Raw genomic sequence first — 17,927 nt, forward strand, 5'->3', positions numbered from 1 at the left:
CAAATCGTCGCGCTCGGTGCGCTTTCCGCGCTCAGTCCGCTCTCGCGCCGCGATGCAATGCGACGCGTGCCCACGCGTTGAGCGACGGCGCGAAAGACGCGGACGCTCAGTCGAACAGCGACGCGTACTGATCGGCCGAAAAGCCGAGCGTCTTCACGCGCCCGTCGACCACCACGACAGGCCGCTTGATGACGGAGGGCTTTTCGATCATCAGCGCGATCGCGCCGGCTTCGCTGTCGGCGGAGGCCTTCACATCGTCGTCGAGGCCGCGCCACGTCGTGCCGCGCCGGTTCAGGAGCGCGTCGAGCGACACGTCCTTCAGCCAACCCTTCACGAGCGGCGCATTCACGCCTGCCTTCCTGAAGTCGTGAAACTCGAATTCGACGCCATGCTCTTCGAGCCACACGCGAGCCTTCTTCACGGTGTCGCAGTTCGGAATGCCGTAGACGACGATCGTCTTCGCCGCAGCGCACGCCATCAGTCGCCTCGCAGCAGTTCGTTCAGACCGACCTTCGCGCGCGTCTTCGCGTCCACCTTCTTGACGATCACGGCGCAGTAGAGGCTGTGCGTGCCGTCCTTCGACGGCAGGTTGCCCGCGACCACGACCGAGCCCGCCGGAATGCGGCCATACGACACTTCGCCCGTTTCGCGGTCGTAGATCTTCGTGCTCTGGCCGAGGTACACGCCCATCGAGATGACCGAGTTCTCTTCGACGATCACGCCTTCGACGACTTCCGAGCGCGCGCCGATGAAGCAGTTGTCTTCGATGATGACGGGGTTTGCCTGCAGCGGCTCCAGCACGCCGCCGATACCCACGCCGCCCGACAGGTGCACGTTCTTGCCGATCTGCGCGCACGAGCCGACGGTGGCCCACGTGTCGACCATCGTGCCTTCGTCGACGTAGGCGCCGATGTTCGTGTACGACGGCATCAGCACGACGTTCTTCGCGATGAACGAGCCGCGGCGCGCGATGGCGGGCGGCACGACGCGAAAGCCGCCTGCGGCGAAATCTTCAGCCGTGTAGTTCGCGAACTTCGACGGCACCTTGTCGTAGAACTGCGAGTAGCCGCCCGCCGGCATCGGCGCGTTGTCCTCGAGGCGGAACGACAGCAGCACGGCCTTCTTCAGCCACTGATTGACGACCCAGTCGCCGTCCTTCTTTTCGGCGACGCGCAGCGCGCCCTTGTCCAGTTGCTCGATCGCGTGCGCGACGGCTTCGCGCACTTCGGCGGGCGCGGCCTTCGGCGACAGGTCGGCGCGGTTGTCCCAGGCGGTATCGATGATCTGCTGAAGTTGTTGCGACATGTTCGTGGTGTCAGTAGAGAAAGGTTTGAAATCGGAAAGCGGCTGAGGGCGCAGCGGCGGCGCTTTCGTGCAGCGCGTGGACTGCCGGAATCGGCCCCGAAAGGAGCACGGAAGCTAGCCCTTCAGGGAACGGCAGAAATCGACGATGCGCTGCGCGCCTTCCGTGCATTCATCGACGCCGGCGACGAGCGCAAGGCGGACGAAATCGCGGCCGGGGTTCGTGTCGTGCGCGGTGCGCGCGAGATACGAGCCGGGCAGAACCGTCACATTATAGTCGGCGTACAGGCGGCGGGCGAACCCGGTATCCGACAGCCCCGTGCGCGCGACGTTCGCCCACAGGTAGAACGCGGCGTCGGGCAGCTTGACGTCGAGCACGTCGGCGAGCATCGGCGTGACGGTCGAAAATTTCTGCACGTATTTCGCGCGGTTCTCGCGTACATGCGTCTCGTCGCTCCATGCGGCGATGCTCGCGGCCTGATAGACCGTCGACAGCGCCGCACCGTGATATGTGCGGTAGAGCAGGAATTGCTTGAGGATCGACGCGTCGCCGGCGACGAAGCCCGAGCGCATGCCCGGCACGCTCGATCGCTTCGACAGGCTCGACAGCATCACCAGCCGCTCGAAGCCGCGGCCCAGCCGGTGCGCCGCTTCCAGGGCGCCCAGGGGCGGGCGCGCTTCGTCGAAGTAGATCTCCGAGTAGCATTCATCGGACGCGATCACGAAGCCGTGGCGATCCGACAGATCGAACAGCTCGCGCCAGTCGTCGAGCGTGAGCACGGCGCCCGTCGGATTGCCCGGCGAGCAGACGTAGAGCAACTGCGTGCGCGCCCAGACGTCTTCGGGAACGGCCGCGTAGTCGCACGCGAAGTTGCGCTTCGGGTCGCTGTTGGCGAAATACGGCTGCGCGCCCGCGAGCAGCGCCGCGCCTTCATAGATTTGGTAGAACGGGTTCGGACAGAGTACGATCGCAGGCTCTCCCTGCGCGTTCTTCTTCGGGTCGATCACCGTCTGCGCGAGCGCGAACAACGCTTCGCGCGAGCCGGACACGGGCAGCACCTGCGTGGCGGCATCGACGGGCGGCAGGTTGTAGCGCTTCGTGACCCACTTTGCGATCGCTTCGCGCAGCGCCGGCGTGCCGACGGTGGCGGGATACGACGCGAGACCGCCGAGCGAATCGACCACGGCGTCGCGGATCAGGTCCGGCGTCGGATGTTTCGGCTCGCCGATCCCGAAGCTGATGTGCGCGAGGCCGGCGGGCGGCGTGACGTCCTTGAAGAGCGCGCGCAGCTTTTCGAAGGGATAGGGCTGGAGGGAGGCGAGTAGCGGATTCACTTGGCGGTTCGGGCGTGTGTTCGGCGTGTTACGGGACGGACTGACACAGGTGAAGGCGGCGCGCGGCGGCTGCGATGCTTGCCAGGAACATGATCCGAAAGGCCCGGAAGTGCTTGCGAAGCGCACTAGATCGGGCACGGCAGCGGCAACAGGATTCGGGCGGACAGGCATCGGCGCAGCACCGGCGACGAGCGATCGATTATAGCGTGTCGGCGGGCTGTGGAACGGCGCATCATCCGATCGGACAAGGCCGCGCGGCGCGCTTCGAACGGCGCGGCGGGCGCGATGCAGGTAACGTGAGCGACGCAACGAACACGGCGAAGAACGCAGCGAAAAAAGCGCGCAGACGCCATGTCGGCAGTATCCCCGACGCGGCGGGAAAGGATTCAACCGGATTCAAAGGGATTCAACGGCAGCGGACGGCAGCGATCACGCGCCGCCGTCGCCGGGAACGGACAAAGCAGACAAGGCAGACAGGGCATGCAGCACGAGCCGGACATGTTGAACCTCGCGGGGAGTGGCCCGCGATGAATCTCTCGCTTCGCAACACGTGGCCGACGCTCGCGATCATGATGGGCGCGTCGGTGTGGGGCATGGTGTGGTATCCGCTGCGGATGCTCAACGCGCTTGGCGTGACGGGCACGGCGGCGAGCGCGCTGACGAGCGGCGCCGGCTGTCTCTTTGTGCTGCTGGTCCGGCGCAACGCGATCAGGACCGTCCGCTGGCACTGGCTGTTGCCCGCGCTCGCGCTGTTCGCGGGCATCACCAATCTCGGATTCGTGTGGGGCGCGATCCACGGCCAGGTGATGCGCGTGCTGCTGCTGTTCTATCTGACGCCCGCGTGGACCGCGCTCTTTGCGCACTTCATCCTGCACGAGCGGCTGACGTGGGCGGGCGCGGGGCTCGCCGCGCTGTCGCTGGCGGGCGCGATGATGATGCTGTGGTCGCCGCAGCTCGGGCTTCCCGTGCCAGGCAGTCTCGCCGAGTGGGCGGGGCTCGCGGCCGGGATGAGCTTCGCGATGAGCAACGTGCTGATCCTGAAGACGAGCCGCGAGCTGCCCGACATGAAGGCCGAAATGCGCACGGCGATCATCTTCGGCGGCGCGGCGATCTTCGGCGGATGCGCGTCGTTCTTCGAAGCGATGCCGACGCCGCCGACGGGCGCTCACCTCGGCACGGCGGCGCTGCTCGTGCTCGCGATCGGTTTCGTGCTCGCGACCAACAACATGCTCGTGCAATATGGGCTCGCGCGCGTGCCCGCGAACCGCGCGTCGATCATCATGCTGTTCGAGATCGTCGTGACGGCGCTGACGGCCTGGCTTTTCGCCGGCGAAGTGCCCGGTCCGCGCGAGTGGGCGGGCGGCGCGTGCATCGTGCTGGCCTCGGCGCTGTCGAGCTGGGTGCATCGGACGAAGCCCAATGAAGAAGCGAGGCCCGGCAACGACGGAAACGCGGATGACAACGGTAAGAATCGCCCACGCGCGATGGTATGATTGCCCCTCATTGGCCGGCGGTGCAGCGTAGCGCGCGCCGCGGCGCCGGAATCGCAGCGGGCTCGCGCTCCGTTGTGCCGCTCGCGGGCTTTGCGCCTGAAGCGGTCCACATACGAACACGCACGAACCGCGCGTTCCGTTTCCATAATTACTTTCAAACAGCGATATCGCCGTGCGTCTGACCTCGATTAAACTCGCTGGCTTCAAGTCATTCGTCGATCCCACGCATTTCCAGGTTCCGGGCCAGCTTGTCGGCGTGGTCGGACCCAACGGTTGCGGCAAGTCCAACATCATCGATGCCGTGCGCTGGGTGCTCGGCGAATCGCGCGCCTCCGAGCTGCGCGGCGAGTCGATGCAGGACGTGATCTTCAACGGCTCGACGGCTCGCAAGCCGGGCAGCCGAGCCAGCGTCGAACTCGTGTTCGACAATGCCGACGGACGGGCGGCCGGCCAGTGGGGCCAGTATGCGGAGATCGCCGTCAAGCGCGTGCTGACACGCGACGGCACGTCGAGCTACTACATCAACAATCTCCCCGCGCGCCGCCGCGACATCCAGGACATCTTCCTCGGCACGGGTCTTGGCCCGCGCGCGTACGCGATCATCGGACAAGGCATGATTGCGCGGATCATCGAGGCCAAGCCCGAAGAACTGCGCGTGTTCCTCGAAGAAGCCGCGGGCGTCTCGAAGTACAAGGAGCGCCGCCGCGAAACCGAGAACCGTCTGCACGACACGCGCGAAAATCTGACGCGCGTCGAAGATATCGTCCGCGAATTGACGGCGAATCTCGAGAAGCTCGAGGGGCAGGCGGTCGTCGCGACGAAGTTCAAGGATCTGCAAGCCGAAGGCGAAGAAAAACAGCGCCTCTTGTGGCTGCTGCGCAAGAACGAAGCGGGCACTGAGCAGGACAAGCAGAAGCGCGCGATCGAACAGGCGCAAATCGACCTCGAAGCGCACACGGCGAAGCTGCGTGAAGTCGAGGCGCAACTCGAAACACTGCGCGTCGCGCATTATTCGGCCAGCGACGCGATGCAGGGCGCGCAAGGCGCGCTGTACGAAGCGAATGCCGAGGTGAGCCGCCTTGAAGCCGAGATCAGGTTCATCGTCGAATCGCGCAACCGCGTGCAGGCGCAGATCGCCGCGTTGACGGCGCAGCGCGAGCAGTGGCTCGCGCAGGCGCAAAAGGCCCAGGACGATCTCGAAGACGCCGAAGAGCAGCTCGCGGTGGGTGATGAGAAAGCGGTGATTGCCGAAGAGGCGGCCGCCGCGAAGCACGACGCGATGCCAGCGCTCGAGGCGCGCTGGCGCGACGCACAGGCGCAACTGAGCGACGAACGCGCCGGGATCGCGCAGACCGAGCAGGCGCTCAAGCTCGAAGCCGCGCATCAGCGCAATGCCGACCAGCAGTTGCAGCAGCTTCAGCAGCGTCAGGAGCGTCTGAAGACGGAAGCGGGCGGCCTGGATGCGCCGGACGAAGCGCAGCTCGAAGAACTGCGCATGCAGCTGGCCGAGCACGAAGAAATCCTGCGCGACGCGCAAGGGCGTCTCGCCGACGCGCAGGACACGCTGCCGCGCCTTGACGCCGATCGTCGCGCCGCACAGGAGCGCGTGCAGACGGAAAGCGCGCAGATCCATCAACTGGAAGCGCGGCTTGCCGCGTTGCGCCAGCTGCAAGAGAACGTGCAGACAGAAGGCAAGATCCAGCCGTGGCTCGACAAGCACGAGCTGGGCGCGCTGCCGCGTCTGTGGAAGAAGCTGCATGTCGAAGCCGGTTGGGAAACCGCGCTCGAATCGCTGTTGCGCGAGCGCCTTGCCGCGCTGGAGGTGTCGAATCTCGACTGGGTGAAGCACTTCGTGAGCGACGCGCCGCCCGCGAAGCTCGCGTTCTACGCGCCGCCCGCCGCCGGTCAGCCGGTGGCCGCGCCGCCGTCGCTGCGTCCGCTGCTGTCGCTCGTGCGCATCGACGATGCGGGCATTCGCGCCGTGCTTAACGACTGGCTCGGCAACGCGTTCGTCGCCGACGATCTGCCCCAGGCGCTCTCGATGCGCTCGCAATTGCCGGAAGGCGGCGCATTCGTCGTGAAGGCTGGGCACGTGGTGACGCGCGTCGGCGTGCAGCTGTACGCGGCCGATTCCGAACAGGCGGGCATGCTCGCGCGTCAGCAGGAAATCGAAAATCTGACACGGCAGGTGCGCGCGCAGGCGCTGCTCGCCGAAGAAGCCAAGGCCGCGGCGATTCGCGCCGAGGCCGCGCATACGCAGGCATCGAACGCATTGACGGAAGTGCGCCAGCAGGCCGAGCGCGCGACCCAGCGCGTGCATGCGCTGCAGATGGACGTGCTCAAGCTCGCGCAGGCACACGAGCGCTACACGCAGCGCAGCACGCAGATCAGCGAGGAACTCGAGGAAATCACCGCGCAGATCGAAGAGCAGCGCGCGCTGCGGGCGGAATCGGAAGCCAGCTTCGAGCGGTACGACGGCGAGCTCGCCGAACTGCAGGCGCGCTTCGAAGACAACCAGCTCGCGTTCGAAGCGCTCGACGAAGAACTGGCCAACGCGCGCAACGAATCGCGCGATCTTGACCGCGCCGCCACCGATGCACGCTTTGCGGCGCGCAACATGGCGAACCGTATCGACGAGCTGAAACGCACGATTCAGGTCGCGCACGAGCAGAGCGAACGCGTCGCGGGCTCGCTCGAAGACGCGCGCGCCGAACTCGAAACGATCAACGAACAGACTGCGCATACGGGCTTGCAGGATGCGCTCGAAATCCGCCGCGTCAAGGAAGAGGCGCTGCATGCTGCGCGTCTCGAACTCGACGATCTGACGGCCAAGCTGCGCCAGTCCGACGAACTGCGTCTGACGAGCGAGCGTGCGCTGCAGCCGCTGCGCGACCGCATCACCGAATTGCAGCTGAAGGAGCAGGCGGCGCGCCTGAACGCCGAGCAGTTCGTCGAGCAACTGACGGCGGCAGGCGTCGACGAAGCCGAATTGCAGGCCAAGCTTACGCCGGACATGAAGCCGTCGTATCTGCAAGGCGAAGTGACGCGCATCAACAACGCGATCACGGCGCTCGGCCCCGTCAACATGGCCGCGCTCGACGAGCTGAAAGCGGCGACGGAACGTAAGACTTTCCTCGACGCGCAGTCGGCCGACCTGACGCATGCGATCGAAACACTTGAAGACGCGATCCGCAAGATCGACCAGGAAACGCGCACGCTGCTGCAAGGCACGTTCGACGAAGTGAACCGTCATTTCGGCGAGCTGTTCCCGCGTCTCTTCGGCGGTGGCCAGGCGAAGCTCATCATGACGGGCGACGAGATTCTCGACGCGGGCGTGCAGGTGATGGCGCAGCCGCCCGGCAAGAAGAACTCGACGATTCACCTGCTGTCGGGCGGCGAAAAGGCGCTGACGGCGACGGCCCTCGTGTTCGCGATGTTCCAGCTGAATCCGGCGCCGTTCTGTCTGCTCGACGAAGTGGACGCGCCGCTCGACGACGCGAACACCGAGCGTTTCGCGAACCTCGTGCGCGCGATGTCGGACAAAACACAGTTCCTGTTCATTTCCCACAACAAGATCGCGATGGAAATGGCGCAGCAACTGATCGGGGTGACGATGCAGGAGCAGGGCGTGTCGCGGATCGTTGCCGTCGACATGGAAACGGCTGCGGGATTTGTCCAGAATATCGTTTAAACGTCCACTCTCGCGCGGTCTTCGGACCGCGCGTGGGTGTTGCTGAACACAGAATCGAATTCGCTGCGCGCCGGCGCCCGCAGCGGCGGCACGCGGTGCGTGCAGGCCGCGCGAACGAGGCGCGGCGCGCAGCGGCGAAAAGAATTGCAGATGGAGCGTGCATGGACGAGTTGACACTCGGTTTGATCGGCGCGGGCGCCGTGGTGGTCGGGGGCGTGGTGGTCTACAACGCGTGGCAGGGCGCGAAGGTGCGCCGCAGGATGCCACGGCCGATGCCCACCGACACGGCGGAGCCCACGGCTCGTGACGAGCTCGTCGAGCAGAGCCCATTCATCGAACCGGCGCGCCCGACGACGCGTCGAGAGCCCGCATCGGGCGAGCATGCCGAGTCAGCGCGCGTCGAGCCGACCTTCGGCGGTGCCGCGCCCCTCGACACGCCCGCCGACATCCAGGCCGAGAACACGTCGCCGAACGGTTTCCCCGAAGACGAAGAACGCGAGCAGCAGGCCGTCGAGCGCGAGGCCGACGACGAGCGCAACGAGCCGATCATGCCCGCTGCCACGACGATTTCGTCGGCGCCGCCGGCGATCGTCGACCGGCGCATCGACTGCATCGTCCCCATCAGGCTTTCCGCTCCCGTCGCGGGCGACAAGGTACTGCCGCTCGCGCAGCGTCTGCGCCGCGCGGGCAGCAAGCCAGTGCATATCGAAGGCAAGCCGGAAGGCGGCGGCGCGTGGGAACTGCTGCAAGGCGGCGTGCGCTACGAGGAACTGCGCGCGGCCGCGCAACTCGCGAACCGCAGCGGCCCGCTCAATGAACTGGAGTTCTCCGAGTTCGTGACGGGCGTCCAGCAGTTCGCCGACGCGCTCGATGCTTCGCCCGAGTTTCCGGACATGATGGAAACGGTATCGATGGCGCGCGAACTCGACGGTTTTGCTGCGCAGTGCGACGCGCAACTGTCGATCAACGTGCTGTCCGACGGCGCGCCGTGGTCAGCGAACTACGTGCAGGCCGTCGCGTCACAAGACGGGCTGCTGCTGTCGCGCGACGGCACGCGCTTCGTCAAGCTGGACGCGAAGCAGAGCCCCGTGTTCATGCTGCAGTTCGGCGACACCAACTTCCTGCGCGACGACCTCACGTACAAGGGCGGCCAGATGATCACGCTGGTGCTCGATGTGCCCGTCGCCGACGAAGACATCCTGCCGTTCCGCCTGATGTGCGATTACGCGAAGTCGCTCGCCGAGCGCATCGGCGGTCGCGTGGTCGACGACGGCCGCCGGCCGCTGCCGGAGAGCGCGCTGCTCGCCATCGAGAAGCAGCTGATGACGCTGTACGCGAAGCTCGAACAGGCCGGCATTCCGGCCGGCTCGCCCGCGACGCGTCGCCTGTTCAGCCAGTAGGCGCACGACACGCTTTGAGCATGACGCGGTGGCTTATGCTGCCGTCGATGACACCGCCTGATGCATGGGAATGCGTCGGGCGGTTTTCGTTTGGGCTGTGCGTTCCATTCGGGCCGCACGTTCCGTTTGGGCCACACGTTCCGTTTGGGCCACACGTTCCGTTTGGGTCGCGCGTTTCCATTTGCAGCCGCGCTGAAAGCGCGATGACCTTCGCTGGGCGAGACGCCAACCGACGACGGGTATTCCGCACCCGTTCATCCCACGTCGTCGGGCCACGGTCGCCCGCTGATCCACGCCTTGACCGCGCCGACGACGGCCTCTTCCCTTCCATAAAACCCGTGATGCGACATCGCCTCGCAGGGCTTGCCGCGCGTGTCGCCGCCGTGCACGGTGATCAGCGCATATTGGCCGCTGTCGGCGATGCGTTTTAGCGCTTCGTAGGAACAGAGATAGCAGCCGTCGTCCGCGTGCTGGACGAACAGCTGGCGCGGACGAATCGCTCCGTAGTCGAAGCCGATCAGCGGCGTTGCCTGGCCGCGCGCAGGGCTGCTGAGCGTCGACATATGCACGACGGCGCTCCACACATCAGCCAAGGCGCGTCCCACGTAAGCCGACGATATCGTGCCGCGGCTCGTGCCCGCCAGCACGAGCTTCGCCTGTGGGAAGCGCTTCCGCAGGTTCGCCGCGATCTGCGCGAGATCTTGCGCGGAACGCGGCGACGCACGAAACGCATCTGAATAGCCGCCCGGCTGATCCGACGGCGCATCGACGATGGCCGTCGCGAACAGCGAATCCACGAAAAGATTGCGCGCGCGGATGAGGAAGTTGTTCTTCTCGCGCATATGGATCGTGCCGCCTGGCCGCTGCGAGAGTTCGAGATCGCCTTCGCCGCCCGGAAACATCACGAGCACCCACTGCGGCTGGCTGCCGTCCTGCTGGGTCAACAGATAGGAGATCGACGCGCCTTGACCGAGCGGCACGTCGACGACCTGTTCGCTCGCCATCGCGCCTCGCGCATGGCACACCGCGAGCGTGGCCAGCACGATGGCGAGCACGATGAAGCGACAGCGTATGAAGCGGACGAAGGATGCGGGCATGTGGACGGTTACGCAACGGATGGCACGTGACAAGTTCGCATTACGGCTGGCGCGCTGTCAACGGCTTGCGCATCGATTAGCCGATCGGCCAGGATCGGCAGGTCATGTTGGGTTTCCGCGCGCACCAAACTGGCCATTCGGCCGATGCCACGGGAAGCGCTTCCTGAGATAATCTGACATCCATTACATATGCGCAAACGCTGACAGCATGGCCCGAACCAAAGTCCCTGATCCTGCGACCAGCGCACCCGCCGAGCGGGCGTTGTGGCTGCGTGCCGAACTCGAACGCGCGAACCACGCGTACTACGTGCTCGACCAGCCGGATCTGCCCGACGCGGAGTACGACAAGCTGTTCAAGGAACTGCAGCAGATCGAAAGCGAGCATCCCGATCTGATCACGCCGGATTCGCCGACGCAGCGGGTCGGCGGCGAAGCAGCGAGTGGCTTCAGGCCCGTCGTGCACGACATGCCGATGCTGTCGTTGAACAACGGTTTTTCGGACGAAGACATCGCGGCCTTCGACAAACGCGTATCGGACACGCTGCATCATTCGCGCGTCGACTACGCGTGTGAGCTGAAGTTCGACGGCCTTGCGATCTCGTTGCGCTACGAGGACGGGAAGTTCACGCAGGCGGCCACGCGCGGCGACGGCGCAACGGGCGAGGACGTCACCGAAAACGTCCGCACCATCCGCTCGATTCCGCTCAAGCTAAAAGGCAAGCGCGTGCCAAGGCTCATCGACGTGCGCGGCGAAGTGCTGATGTTCAAGCGCGATTTCGATCGGCTGAACCAGAGGCAGCGCGACGCGGACCAGCGCGAGTTCGCGAATCCGCGCAACGCGGCGGCAGGCAGCTTGCGGCAGCTCGATTCGAAGATCACGGCGCAGCGTCCGCTGTCGTTCTTCGCGTATGGCATTGGCGTCCTCGATGGCGTCGAGATGCCGGCGACGCACAGCGAACTGCTCGACTGGTATCACGAGATGGGCTTGCCCGTGAACAGCGAGCGGGCCGTCGTTCAAGGCGCAGAAGGCCTGCTCGGCTTCTTCCGTAAGGTTGGAGAGAAGCGGGAGACGCTGCCGTACGACATCGACGGCGTCGTCTACAAGGTCGACCGGCGCGATCAGCAGGACATGCTGGGCTTCGTTTCGCGCGCGCCGCGCTTTGCGCTCGCCCACAAGTTTCCGGCACAGGAAGCGCTCACGAAGCTCGTCGCCATCGACGTGCAGGTCGGCCGCACGGGCGCGATCACGCCTGTCGCGCGGCTCGAGCCGGTGTTCGTCGGCGGCGCGACGGTGACGAATGCGACGCTGCACAACGAGGATGAGATTCGCCGCAAGGACATCCGGATCGGCGATACGGTTGTGGTGCGGCGAGCAGGCGATGTCATTCCCGAAGTGGTGAGCGCGATGCTCGATCGCAGGCCGGCGGACGCGCGCGAATTCGTGATGCCGACCGAGTGCCCCGTATGCGGCTCGGCCATCGAGCGTCTGCCGGACGAAGCGATTGCGCGCTGCACAGGCGGCCTCTTCTGCCCGGCGCAGCGCAAGCAGGCGCTGTGGCATTTCGCGCAGCGCCGCGCGCTGGACATCGACGGACTGGGCGAAAAGATCATCGATCAGCTGGTCGAACTGAATCTTGTGCGTACGCCCGCGGATCTCTTCAATCTGGGATTCGCGACGCTCGCCGAACTCGACCGCTTCGCGGAGAAGTCCGCGCAGAACCTGCTCGACTCGCTGGAGAAAGCCAAGCACACGACGCTCGCGCGGTTCATCTACGCGCTCGGTATCCGGCACGTCGGCGAATCGACGGCGAAGGATCTGGCCAGGCATTTCGGCTCGCTCGATCCCATCATGAACGCGACGGTCGAAGAACTGCTGGAGGTCAACGACGTCGGGCCTATCGTCGCCGAAGCCATTCATCAGTTTTTCGCCGAGGACCACAACCGCACGGTCATCGATCAGTTGCGCGCGCCCGGCAAGGTGACATGGACGGAAGGCCCGCCCGCGCCGAAAGCGCCGCAGGGCGTGCTGGCGGGCAAGACGGTCGTGCTGACGGGCACGCTGCCGAACATGGGCCGCGACGAAGCGAAGGAGTTGCTGGAGGCGGCCGGCGCGAAGGTGGCCGGTTCGGTGTCGAAAAAGACCGATTACGTGGTGGCCGGTGCAGAAGCGGGCAGCAAGCTTGCGAAAGCCGAGGAACTTGGCATCCCCGTGCTCGACGAAGATGGTATGCGTAAGCTCCTGGAGGGGCACACAACATGATTCACGAAATCCTCAAGATGGGCGATCCGCGACTGTTGCGCATCGCCAAGCCCGTCGATCACTTCGACACGCCCGAGTTGCACGACCTCGTCCGGGACATGTTCGAGACGATGCACGACGCGAACGGCGCGGGGCTCGCCGCGCCACAGATCGGCGTCGATCTGCAGGTGGTGATTTTCGGATTCGGCCATAACGAGCGCTATCCGGACGCGCCGTCCGTGCCCGAGACGGTGCTGATCAACCCGACGATCACGCCCGTGTCGCTGGATACAGAGGAGGGCTGGGAAGGGTGTCTCTCCGTGCCGGGGCTGCGCGGCGCTGTGACCCGTTTGTCGATGATCCGCTATCACGGCTTCGATCAGTTCGGCAAACCGATCGATCGCGTCGCGGAAGGTTTTCACGCGCGCGTCGTCCAGCACGAGTGCGATCATTTGATCGGCAAGCTGTATCCGATGCGGATCACCGATTTCGCCAAGTTCGGCTTTACCGAGGTGCTGTTTCCCGATCTCGATCCGGAGTCCGACGAATGAGAGGATGACAGGGCGTCAGCAGTCGCCTTGGTCCTTGTGCTGGAAAAGGGAAAAAGGAAAAAGAAATAGCCCGCATGCGCGGGCTTTTTCACACGAACGACAGGCGACGCCTACGAGCCTCAGAACGACTCGTCTGGGCCTAAATAGCGCCATTGTCCGGGCGGCAGCGCGCCGAGCATCACATGACCCATTCGCACACGCTTGAGGCCCACGACATGCAAGCCGACGAGTTCGCACATGCGGCGAATCTGGCGCTTCTTGCCTTCACGCAGCACGAAGCGCAACTGCTCTCCATTTTGCCAGCTGACCATCGCGGGCTTGAGCGGCACGCCGTCCAGTTCGAGCCCATGGCGCAGCATCGCGAGGCTTTCCGGCGGGAAATGGTGCTCGACATCCGTTTCGACGTCGCCGTACGTGACGCGCACGAGATATTCCTTGTCGATCTGCGAATTCCCGCCGATCAACTGTTTGGCGACGCGCCCGTCCTGGGTCAGCACCAGCAGCCCGGTCGAATCGATATCGAGGCGGCCCGCCGGCGCCAGCTGACGCAGATGCGCGGCCGAAAAGCGGATGTCGGTGTGGTCGCCGTCCCACCGATTTTCGGGCTTGACGAGCGTCACGGCGGGCTCATAGCCTTCCTCTGCCTGGCCGGAGACGTAACCCACGGGCTTGTGCACAAGGATCGTCACCTGCTTGAGTTGCGCGGCCTGGGCGGCGGGGTCGATCTGAATATCGGCGTCGGGGCGGACCTTCGTGCCGAGCGTATCGACGACAGCGCCATCGACCGTCACCCAGCCTTTTTCGATCCACTCGTCGGCTTCGCGGCGCGAGCACAGGCCGAGCTCGGACATCAGCTTCGACAGGCGCAGATTGCCTGGCACGTCGTTGTATTCGCCTTCCTCGCGGCGGCGCGGCTCCACAGCAGGGCGCGACTTGCGCGCGGGCTTCCCGGCGGGGCGATCGAAGATCGCGGGACGGTCGAAGCTGTCTGCGATCGAGCGGGCATCGCGCTTTGCCTTGTTCGTGCGTGGCGTGGGCGCCGATTTGGTCGGCGTGACGTCGTCGCGGTCTGAGTCGGCACTCTTGACGGGTCTCGCGTAGGTGCGTTCGCTGCGGGCCGAAGTCTCGTCGCCGGTTGCGCGGCGTGCTGCGCCTTCGCTCCGGGGGCGACGATCTTGCGACGCGTCGCGGCCTTCATATGCGGCCTTAGCGGGGCGTGCAGACGTGCGTTCGCGCGAAGGTGCGCCATCCGCGGCGCGGGCCGTACGCGGCGCGCTGCGGCGCTCTTCGTTGTCGCGTGGGGCGCGACGCGCGCGGGGTGCATCATCGTCGTGCGAGAAGCGCGGCGCGCGTTCGCCCGTCGAGGCGCCGCGCGAAGGTCGATCGGACGAACCGCGCCGATCCACAGGCGCCTCTGCATTGCGCCGGAAACCATCGCCTGTAGACGTGGCTTGATTGCGCGCCGGCCGGTCGCCTGGAGGACGGCGTTCGAACGAACCGGATTCACCGCTTCGTGCACGCGCCGGCCGGTCGCCCGCAGAGCGACGTTCGAACGACCCGGATTCGCCGCTTCGTGCGCGTGCCGGCCGATCGCCCGCAGAGCGGCGTTCGAATGACCCGGATTCGCCGCTTCGTGCGCGTGCCGGCCGGTCGCCGGCAGAGCGACGTTCGAATGAGCCGGATTCGCCGCCGCGTGCACGCGCCGGACGATCGCCCGCAGAACGGCGGTCGAATGACCCGGATTCACCGCTTCGTGCACGGGCCGGCCGGTCGCCCGCAGCACGGCGGTCGAATGACCCGGATTCACCGCTTCGTGCACGTGCCGGCCGGTCGCCCGCAGAGCGGCGTTCGAATGATCCGGATTCGTCGCTTCGTGTGCGTGCCGGCCGGTCGCCCGCAGAGCGACGCTCAAATGAGCCTGATTCGCCGCTCTGCGCGCGCGCCGGTCGGTCGCCCGCAGAACGGCGTTCGAATGAACCGGATTCACTCCGCCCGCCCGCCGTCTTGCCGAACGAGCGCTTCTCGGGCCCCGCCGAGGCCGTCTCGCTGCGGCGCGCGGCCGCCGGCGTGGAAGAACCCGCGCCGCCGCGCGGCCCCTTGGACGGAGCGTCCTTGGCCTCCGGCGCCGCTGGCCGTGCCGGCTTGCGCGCAGTTGTGCTGCCCGGACGGACGGGGGCGCGTTCGGACGAAGCCGGCCGCGGATGCTTGGCTGTCAGTTTGACTCGCATGAAATCTCACACTGCGATCGCGCGCAGCAGCTCGGTTTCGACCTGGATTTGTCGTCGGTTGTCCGAGAGGCCGTGTCCATCGAGTAGGAACACGTCCTCGACGCGTTCGCCGAGCGTATTGATCCGCGCCGCATGGACGCCGACCCGGTGCTCGGCCAGCACGCGCGCGATCGAATAAAGAAGGCCTGGCCGGTCGTTTGCCGACACGGACAGGATGTAGTACTGGCCGCGTTCGTCGGCCCGCAGGTCGACGCGCGGCGTGACGGGGAACGTGCGCGACAGGCGCGACAGACGGCCCTTCGACGGTTCCGGCAGCAGCGTGCCTTCAGCCGCGAGGCGCTCCGCCAGTTCCTGTTCGACGAGGTTGGCGATGTCGCGATAGTGAACGTCTCGCTCCGTGTGCGCGACAAGAAAGTTGTCGAGCGCGTAGCCGTGCTTCGTCGTGCTGACGCGCGCATCCAGCACGGACAGCGCGTTGCGGTCGAAATACGCGCAGATGCCCGCGAACAGATCGGGGCGGTCCTTCACGTAGACCAGCACCTGAAGCGCTTCGCCGATGGGCGACGGACGCGCGCGCACGATCGGCGTCGCGGTTTCGACGTGCCGGTGCAGCACGCGTGTCTGCCAGGCGATATCGGCCGCGTCGTGGCGCAGGAAATAGCCGACGTCGAGCTTGTCCCACAGCGCGCGGTGCGCGTTCTCAGGCACGGTCTCGAGACGCAGCAGCGCGAGTGCTTCCTCCTGACGCAACTTCAGTTCCGAATGCGCATCGGGACGAGCGCCGCCGAGCACGGCGAGCGTCGCGCGGTACAGGTCTTCGAGCAGCTTGCCCTTCCACGTGTTCCAGACTTTCGGGCTGGTGCCGCGAATATCGGCGACCGTCAGCAGATACAGCGCCGTCAGGCGCCGCTCGGTGCCGACCAGATCGGCGAAACGCTTGATCACCTCCGGGTCGCTCGTGTCCTGCTTCTGCGCGACCTGGCTCATCGTCAGATGATGTTGGACCAGCCATACGACGAGCGCCGCGTCGTCGGCGAGAATGTCGTGCTCGCGGCAGAAACGCCGCGCGTCGGCCATGCCGAGCGTCGAGTGATCGCCGCCGCGGCCCTTGGCGATGTCGTGAAAGAGGGCAGCTACGTACAGCAGATACGGACGCTCGAAATTCGCGATCAGCTGGCTGCAGAACGGATATTCGTGCGCATGCTCGGCGACGGCGAAACGCCGCATGTTCCGCAGCACCATCAGGATGTGCTGATCGACGGTATAGACGTGATACAGATCATGCTGCATCTGTCCGACGATACGGCGGAAGTTCAGCAGATAACGCCCGAGCACGCTCGTCTGGTTCATCAGACGCAGCGCATGCGTGATGCCCTGCGGCTGCTTCAGAATTTCCAGGAAAAGCCGCCGGTTTTGCGGATCGCGGCGCCAGCGATGGTCCATCTTGTCGCGCGCGTTGTAGAGCGCGCGCAGCGTGCGCGCCGACAGGCCTTTGACGCCCGGCGTTTTTTCGTACAACAGGAACGCTTCAAGAATCGCATTCGGCTCGCGTTCGAACACGTCGTCGCTGGCGATTTCCAGCATGCCTTGCTTTTCGACAAAACGATCGGACAAAACCCGCGTGATGCCGCTCGTGTTCGGAAAGAGCTGGGCTTCGATGTTCTGGATCAGAATGGTCGAGAGCTGCGTGACGGCTTTGGCGGCCCAGTAGTAACGGCGCATCAGCTGCTCGCTGGCGCGGCGCGTGGACGTGGCCTTGAAGCCGAAGCTCTCGGCGACTGTCGTCTGCAGGTCGAAGACGAGGATGTCCTGGCGGCGTCCCGCGAGCACGTGCAGACGCGCGCGCAACGTCTTCAGAAAACCTTCGTTGCGGCGCAGCTCGCGTGCTTCGCGATCGGTGATGAGGCCGCGCTTGTCCAGTTCGCGCCAACTGCTGCCGAACCCTGCCGCCTGCGTGACCCACAGAATTAGCTGGAGGTCTCGCAAACCGCCCGGGCTTTCCTTAATGTTGGGTTCGAGCGCGTAGGGTGTGTCCTGAAACTTCGCATGGCGCTGGCGCATTTCCAGCACTTTCGCCTGGAAGAACGCGCGCGGGTCGAGCGCGTCGCGGTATCGCAGCGAAAAGCCCTCGAACAGGGTGGTGCTGCCGACGATGCGCCGCGCTTCGAGCAGCGACGTGCGCACGGTCACGTCGTTCGCGGCTTCTTCGAGGCACTGCGACACCGTGCGCACGCTGCTGCCGAGTTCCAGCCCCAGATCCCACGCAAGACCGATAAAGCGCTCGATGCTGGCTTCCAGGTGCGGGACGTGCTCGTCGGGCAGCAGGACGAGAATGTCGATGTCGGAATGCGGGGCCAGTTCGCCGCGCCCATAGCCGCCGACGGCAAGCAGCGCCAGCGACGCAGGCAGGTCGCACGCAGCCCACGCGCCGCGCAGCGCATCGTCGGTGATGCGCGCGAGCGAGCGCATCAGCGTGTCGACATTGGACGCCGTCCTGAAGCGATCGATAAGCGGGGTCTTGGCCACCTTGTAATCCGCCTTGAGCGACGTGGCATCGGAAAGGGCGACGGCGGAAACGCTGCTCATAGGCG

Annotated in this window: 11 protein-coding genes; 5 read left to right on the forward strand and 6 right to left on the reverse strand. The window is 65.7% G+C overall.

Annotated elements, in window-relative coordinates; all coding sequences use genetic code 11:
* Positions 1–106: 106 nt before the first annotated feature.
* The 3 genes from AABE10_RS29145 to dapC all read right to left on the reverse strand — a co-directional run bounded on the left by AABE10_RS29145 (position 107) and on the right by dapC (position 2,637).
* Entirely contained in the window at positions 107–478 is a 372-nt protein-coding gene (locus AABE10_RS29145; protein WP_342936657.1) for an ArsC family reductase, read from the reverse strand.
* Positions 478–1,305, reverse strand: a complete 828-nt coding sequence (dapD, locus tag AABE10_RS29150) for a 2,3,4,5-tetrahydropyridine-2,6-dicarboxylate N-succinyltransferase (protein WP_342936658.1) — start codon at positions 1,303–1,305, stop codon at positions 478–480. The genes AABE10_RS29145 and dapD overlap by 1 nt, the downstream gene beginning before the upstream one ends.
* Before the next feature lie 114 nt (positions 1,306–1,419).
* Positions 1,420–2,637 carry a succinyldiaminopimelate transaminase gene (dapC, locus tag AABE10_RS29155; RefSeq protein WP_342936659.1) on the reverse strand — a complete coding sequence of 406 codons (1,218 nt, stop codon included), beginning with the start codon at positions 2,635–2,637 and terminating at the stop codon, positions 1,420–1,422.
* Between the two features lie 527 nt (positions 2,638–3,164).
* On the opposite strand from dapC, the gene AABE10_RS29160 reads away from it, so the two are divergent.
* From AABE10_RS29160 to AABE10_RS29170, 3 genes are all read left to right on the forward strand, one after another.
* On the forward strand, positions 3,165–4,130 hold the full coding sequence (locus tag AABE10_RS29160; RefSeq protein ID WP_342936660.1) for a DMT family transporter: 966 nt from the start codon (positions 3,165–3,167) through the stop codon (positions 4,128–4,130).
* Between the two features lie 172 nt (positions 4,131–4,302).
* Positions 4,303–7,821 carry a chromosome segregation protein SMC gene (smc, locus tag AABE10_RS29165; RefSeq protein ID WP_342936661.1) on the forward strand — a complete coding sequence of 1,173 codons (3,519 nt, stop codon included), beginning with the start codon at positions 4,303–4,305 and terminating at the stop codon, positions 7,819–7,821.
* Between the two features lie 161 nt (positions 7,822–7,982).
* Positions 7,983–9,221: a cell division protein ZipA C-terminal FtsZ-binding domain-containing protein gene (locus AABE10_RS29170; RefSeq protein WP_342936662.1), complete on the forward strand. Its 1,239-nt coding sequence runs from the start codon at positions 7,983–7,985 to the stop codon at positions 9,219–9,221.
* Between the two features lie 254 nt (positions 9,222–9,475).
* Here AABE10_RS29170 and AABE10_RS29175 read toward each other — a convergent pair whose 3' ends face one another.
* Positions 9,476–10,318, reverse strand: coding sequence for a hypothetical protein (locus AABE10_RS29175; protein ID WP_342936663.1), 843 nt, complete (start codon positions 10,316–10,318; stop codon positions 9,476–9,478).
* A gap of 208 nt (positions 10,319–10,526) precedes the next feature.
* Here AABE10_RS29175 and ligA point away from each other — a divergent pair, with 208 nt between their 5' ends.
* Both ligA and def read left to right on the forward strand, forming a co-directional pair.
* A complete protein-coding gene (gene ligA / locus AABE10_RS29180; protein ID WP_342936664.1) occupies positions 10,527–12,578 on the forward strand; it encodes an NAD-dependent DNA ligase LigA in 2,052 nt (683 codons plus the stop codon).
* Positions 12,575–13,108 carry a peptide deformylase gene (gene def, locus AABE10_RS29185; RefSeq protein WP_342936665.1) on the forward strand — a complete coding sequence of 178 codons (534 nt, stop codon included), beginning with the start codon at positions 12,575–12,577 and terminating at the stop codon, positions 13,106–13,108. Before ligA ends, def begins: the two co-directional genes overlap by 4 nt.
* Positions 13,109–13,227: 119 nt before the next feature.
* Here the strand turns inward: def and AABE10_RS29190 are convergent, their stop codons facing one another.
* Positions 13,228–14,514, reverse strand: coding sequence for a pseudouridine synthase (locus tag AABE10_RS29190; RefSeq protein ID WP_342936666.1), 1,287 nt, complete (start codon positions 14,512–14,514; stop codon positions 13,228–13,230).
* A gap of 828 nt (positions 14,515–15,342) precedes the next feature.
* Positions 15,343–17,922 carry a [protein-PII] uridylyltransferase gene (locus tag AABE10_RS29195; protein WP_342936667.1) on the reverse strand — a complete coding sequence of 860 codons (2,580 nt, stop codon included), beginning with the start codon at positions 17,920–17,922 and terminating at the stop codon, positions 15,343–15,345.
* Positions 17,923–17,927 lie beyond the last annotated feature (5 nt).

The sequence above is a fragment of the Paraburkholderia diazotrophica genome (assembly GCF_038900755.1).
Classification (GTDB): Bacteria; Pseudomonadota; Gammaproteobacteria; order Burkholderiales; family Burkholderiaceae; genus Paraburkholderia; species Paraburkholderia diazotrophica_A.

Coding starts and splice junctions, on each gene's coding strand:
- AABE10_RS29145 (WP_342936657.1), bottom strand. CDS start 478: ATGGCGTGCGCTGCGGCGAAGACGATCGTCGTCTACGGCATTCCGAAC.
- AABE10_RS29170 (WP_342936662.1), top strand. CDS start 7,983: ATGGACGAGTTGACACTCGGTTTGATCGGCGCGGGCGCCGTGGTGGTC.
- def (WP_342936665.1), top strand. CDS start 12,575: ATGATTCACGAAATCCTCAAGATGGGCGATCCGCGACTGTTGCGCATC.
- AABE10_RS29175 (WP_342936663.1), bottom strand. CDS start 10,318: ATGCCCGCATCCTTCGTCCGCTTCATACGCTGTCGCTTCATCGTGCTC.
- AABE10_RS29160 (WP_342936660.1), top strand. CDS start 3,165: ATGAATCTCTCGCTTCGCAACACGTGGCCGACGCTCGCGATCATGATG.
- dapD (WP_342936658.1), bottom strand. CDS start 1,305: ATGTCGCAACAACTTCAGCAGATCATCGATACCGCCTGGGACAACCGC.
- ligA (WP_342936664.1), top strand. CDS start 10,527: ATGGCCCGAACCAAAGTCCCTGATCCTGCGACCAGCGCACCCGCCGAG.
- AABE10_RS29195 (WP_342936667.1), bottom strand. CDS start 17,922: ATGAGCAGCGTTTCCGCCGTCGCCCTTTCCGATGCCACGTCGCTCAAG.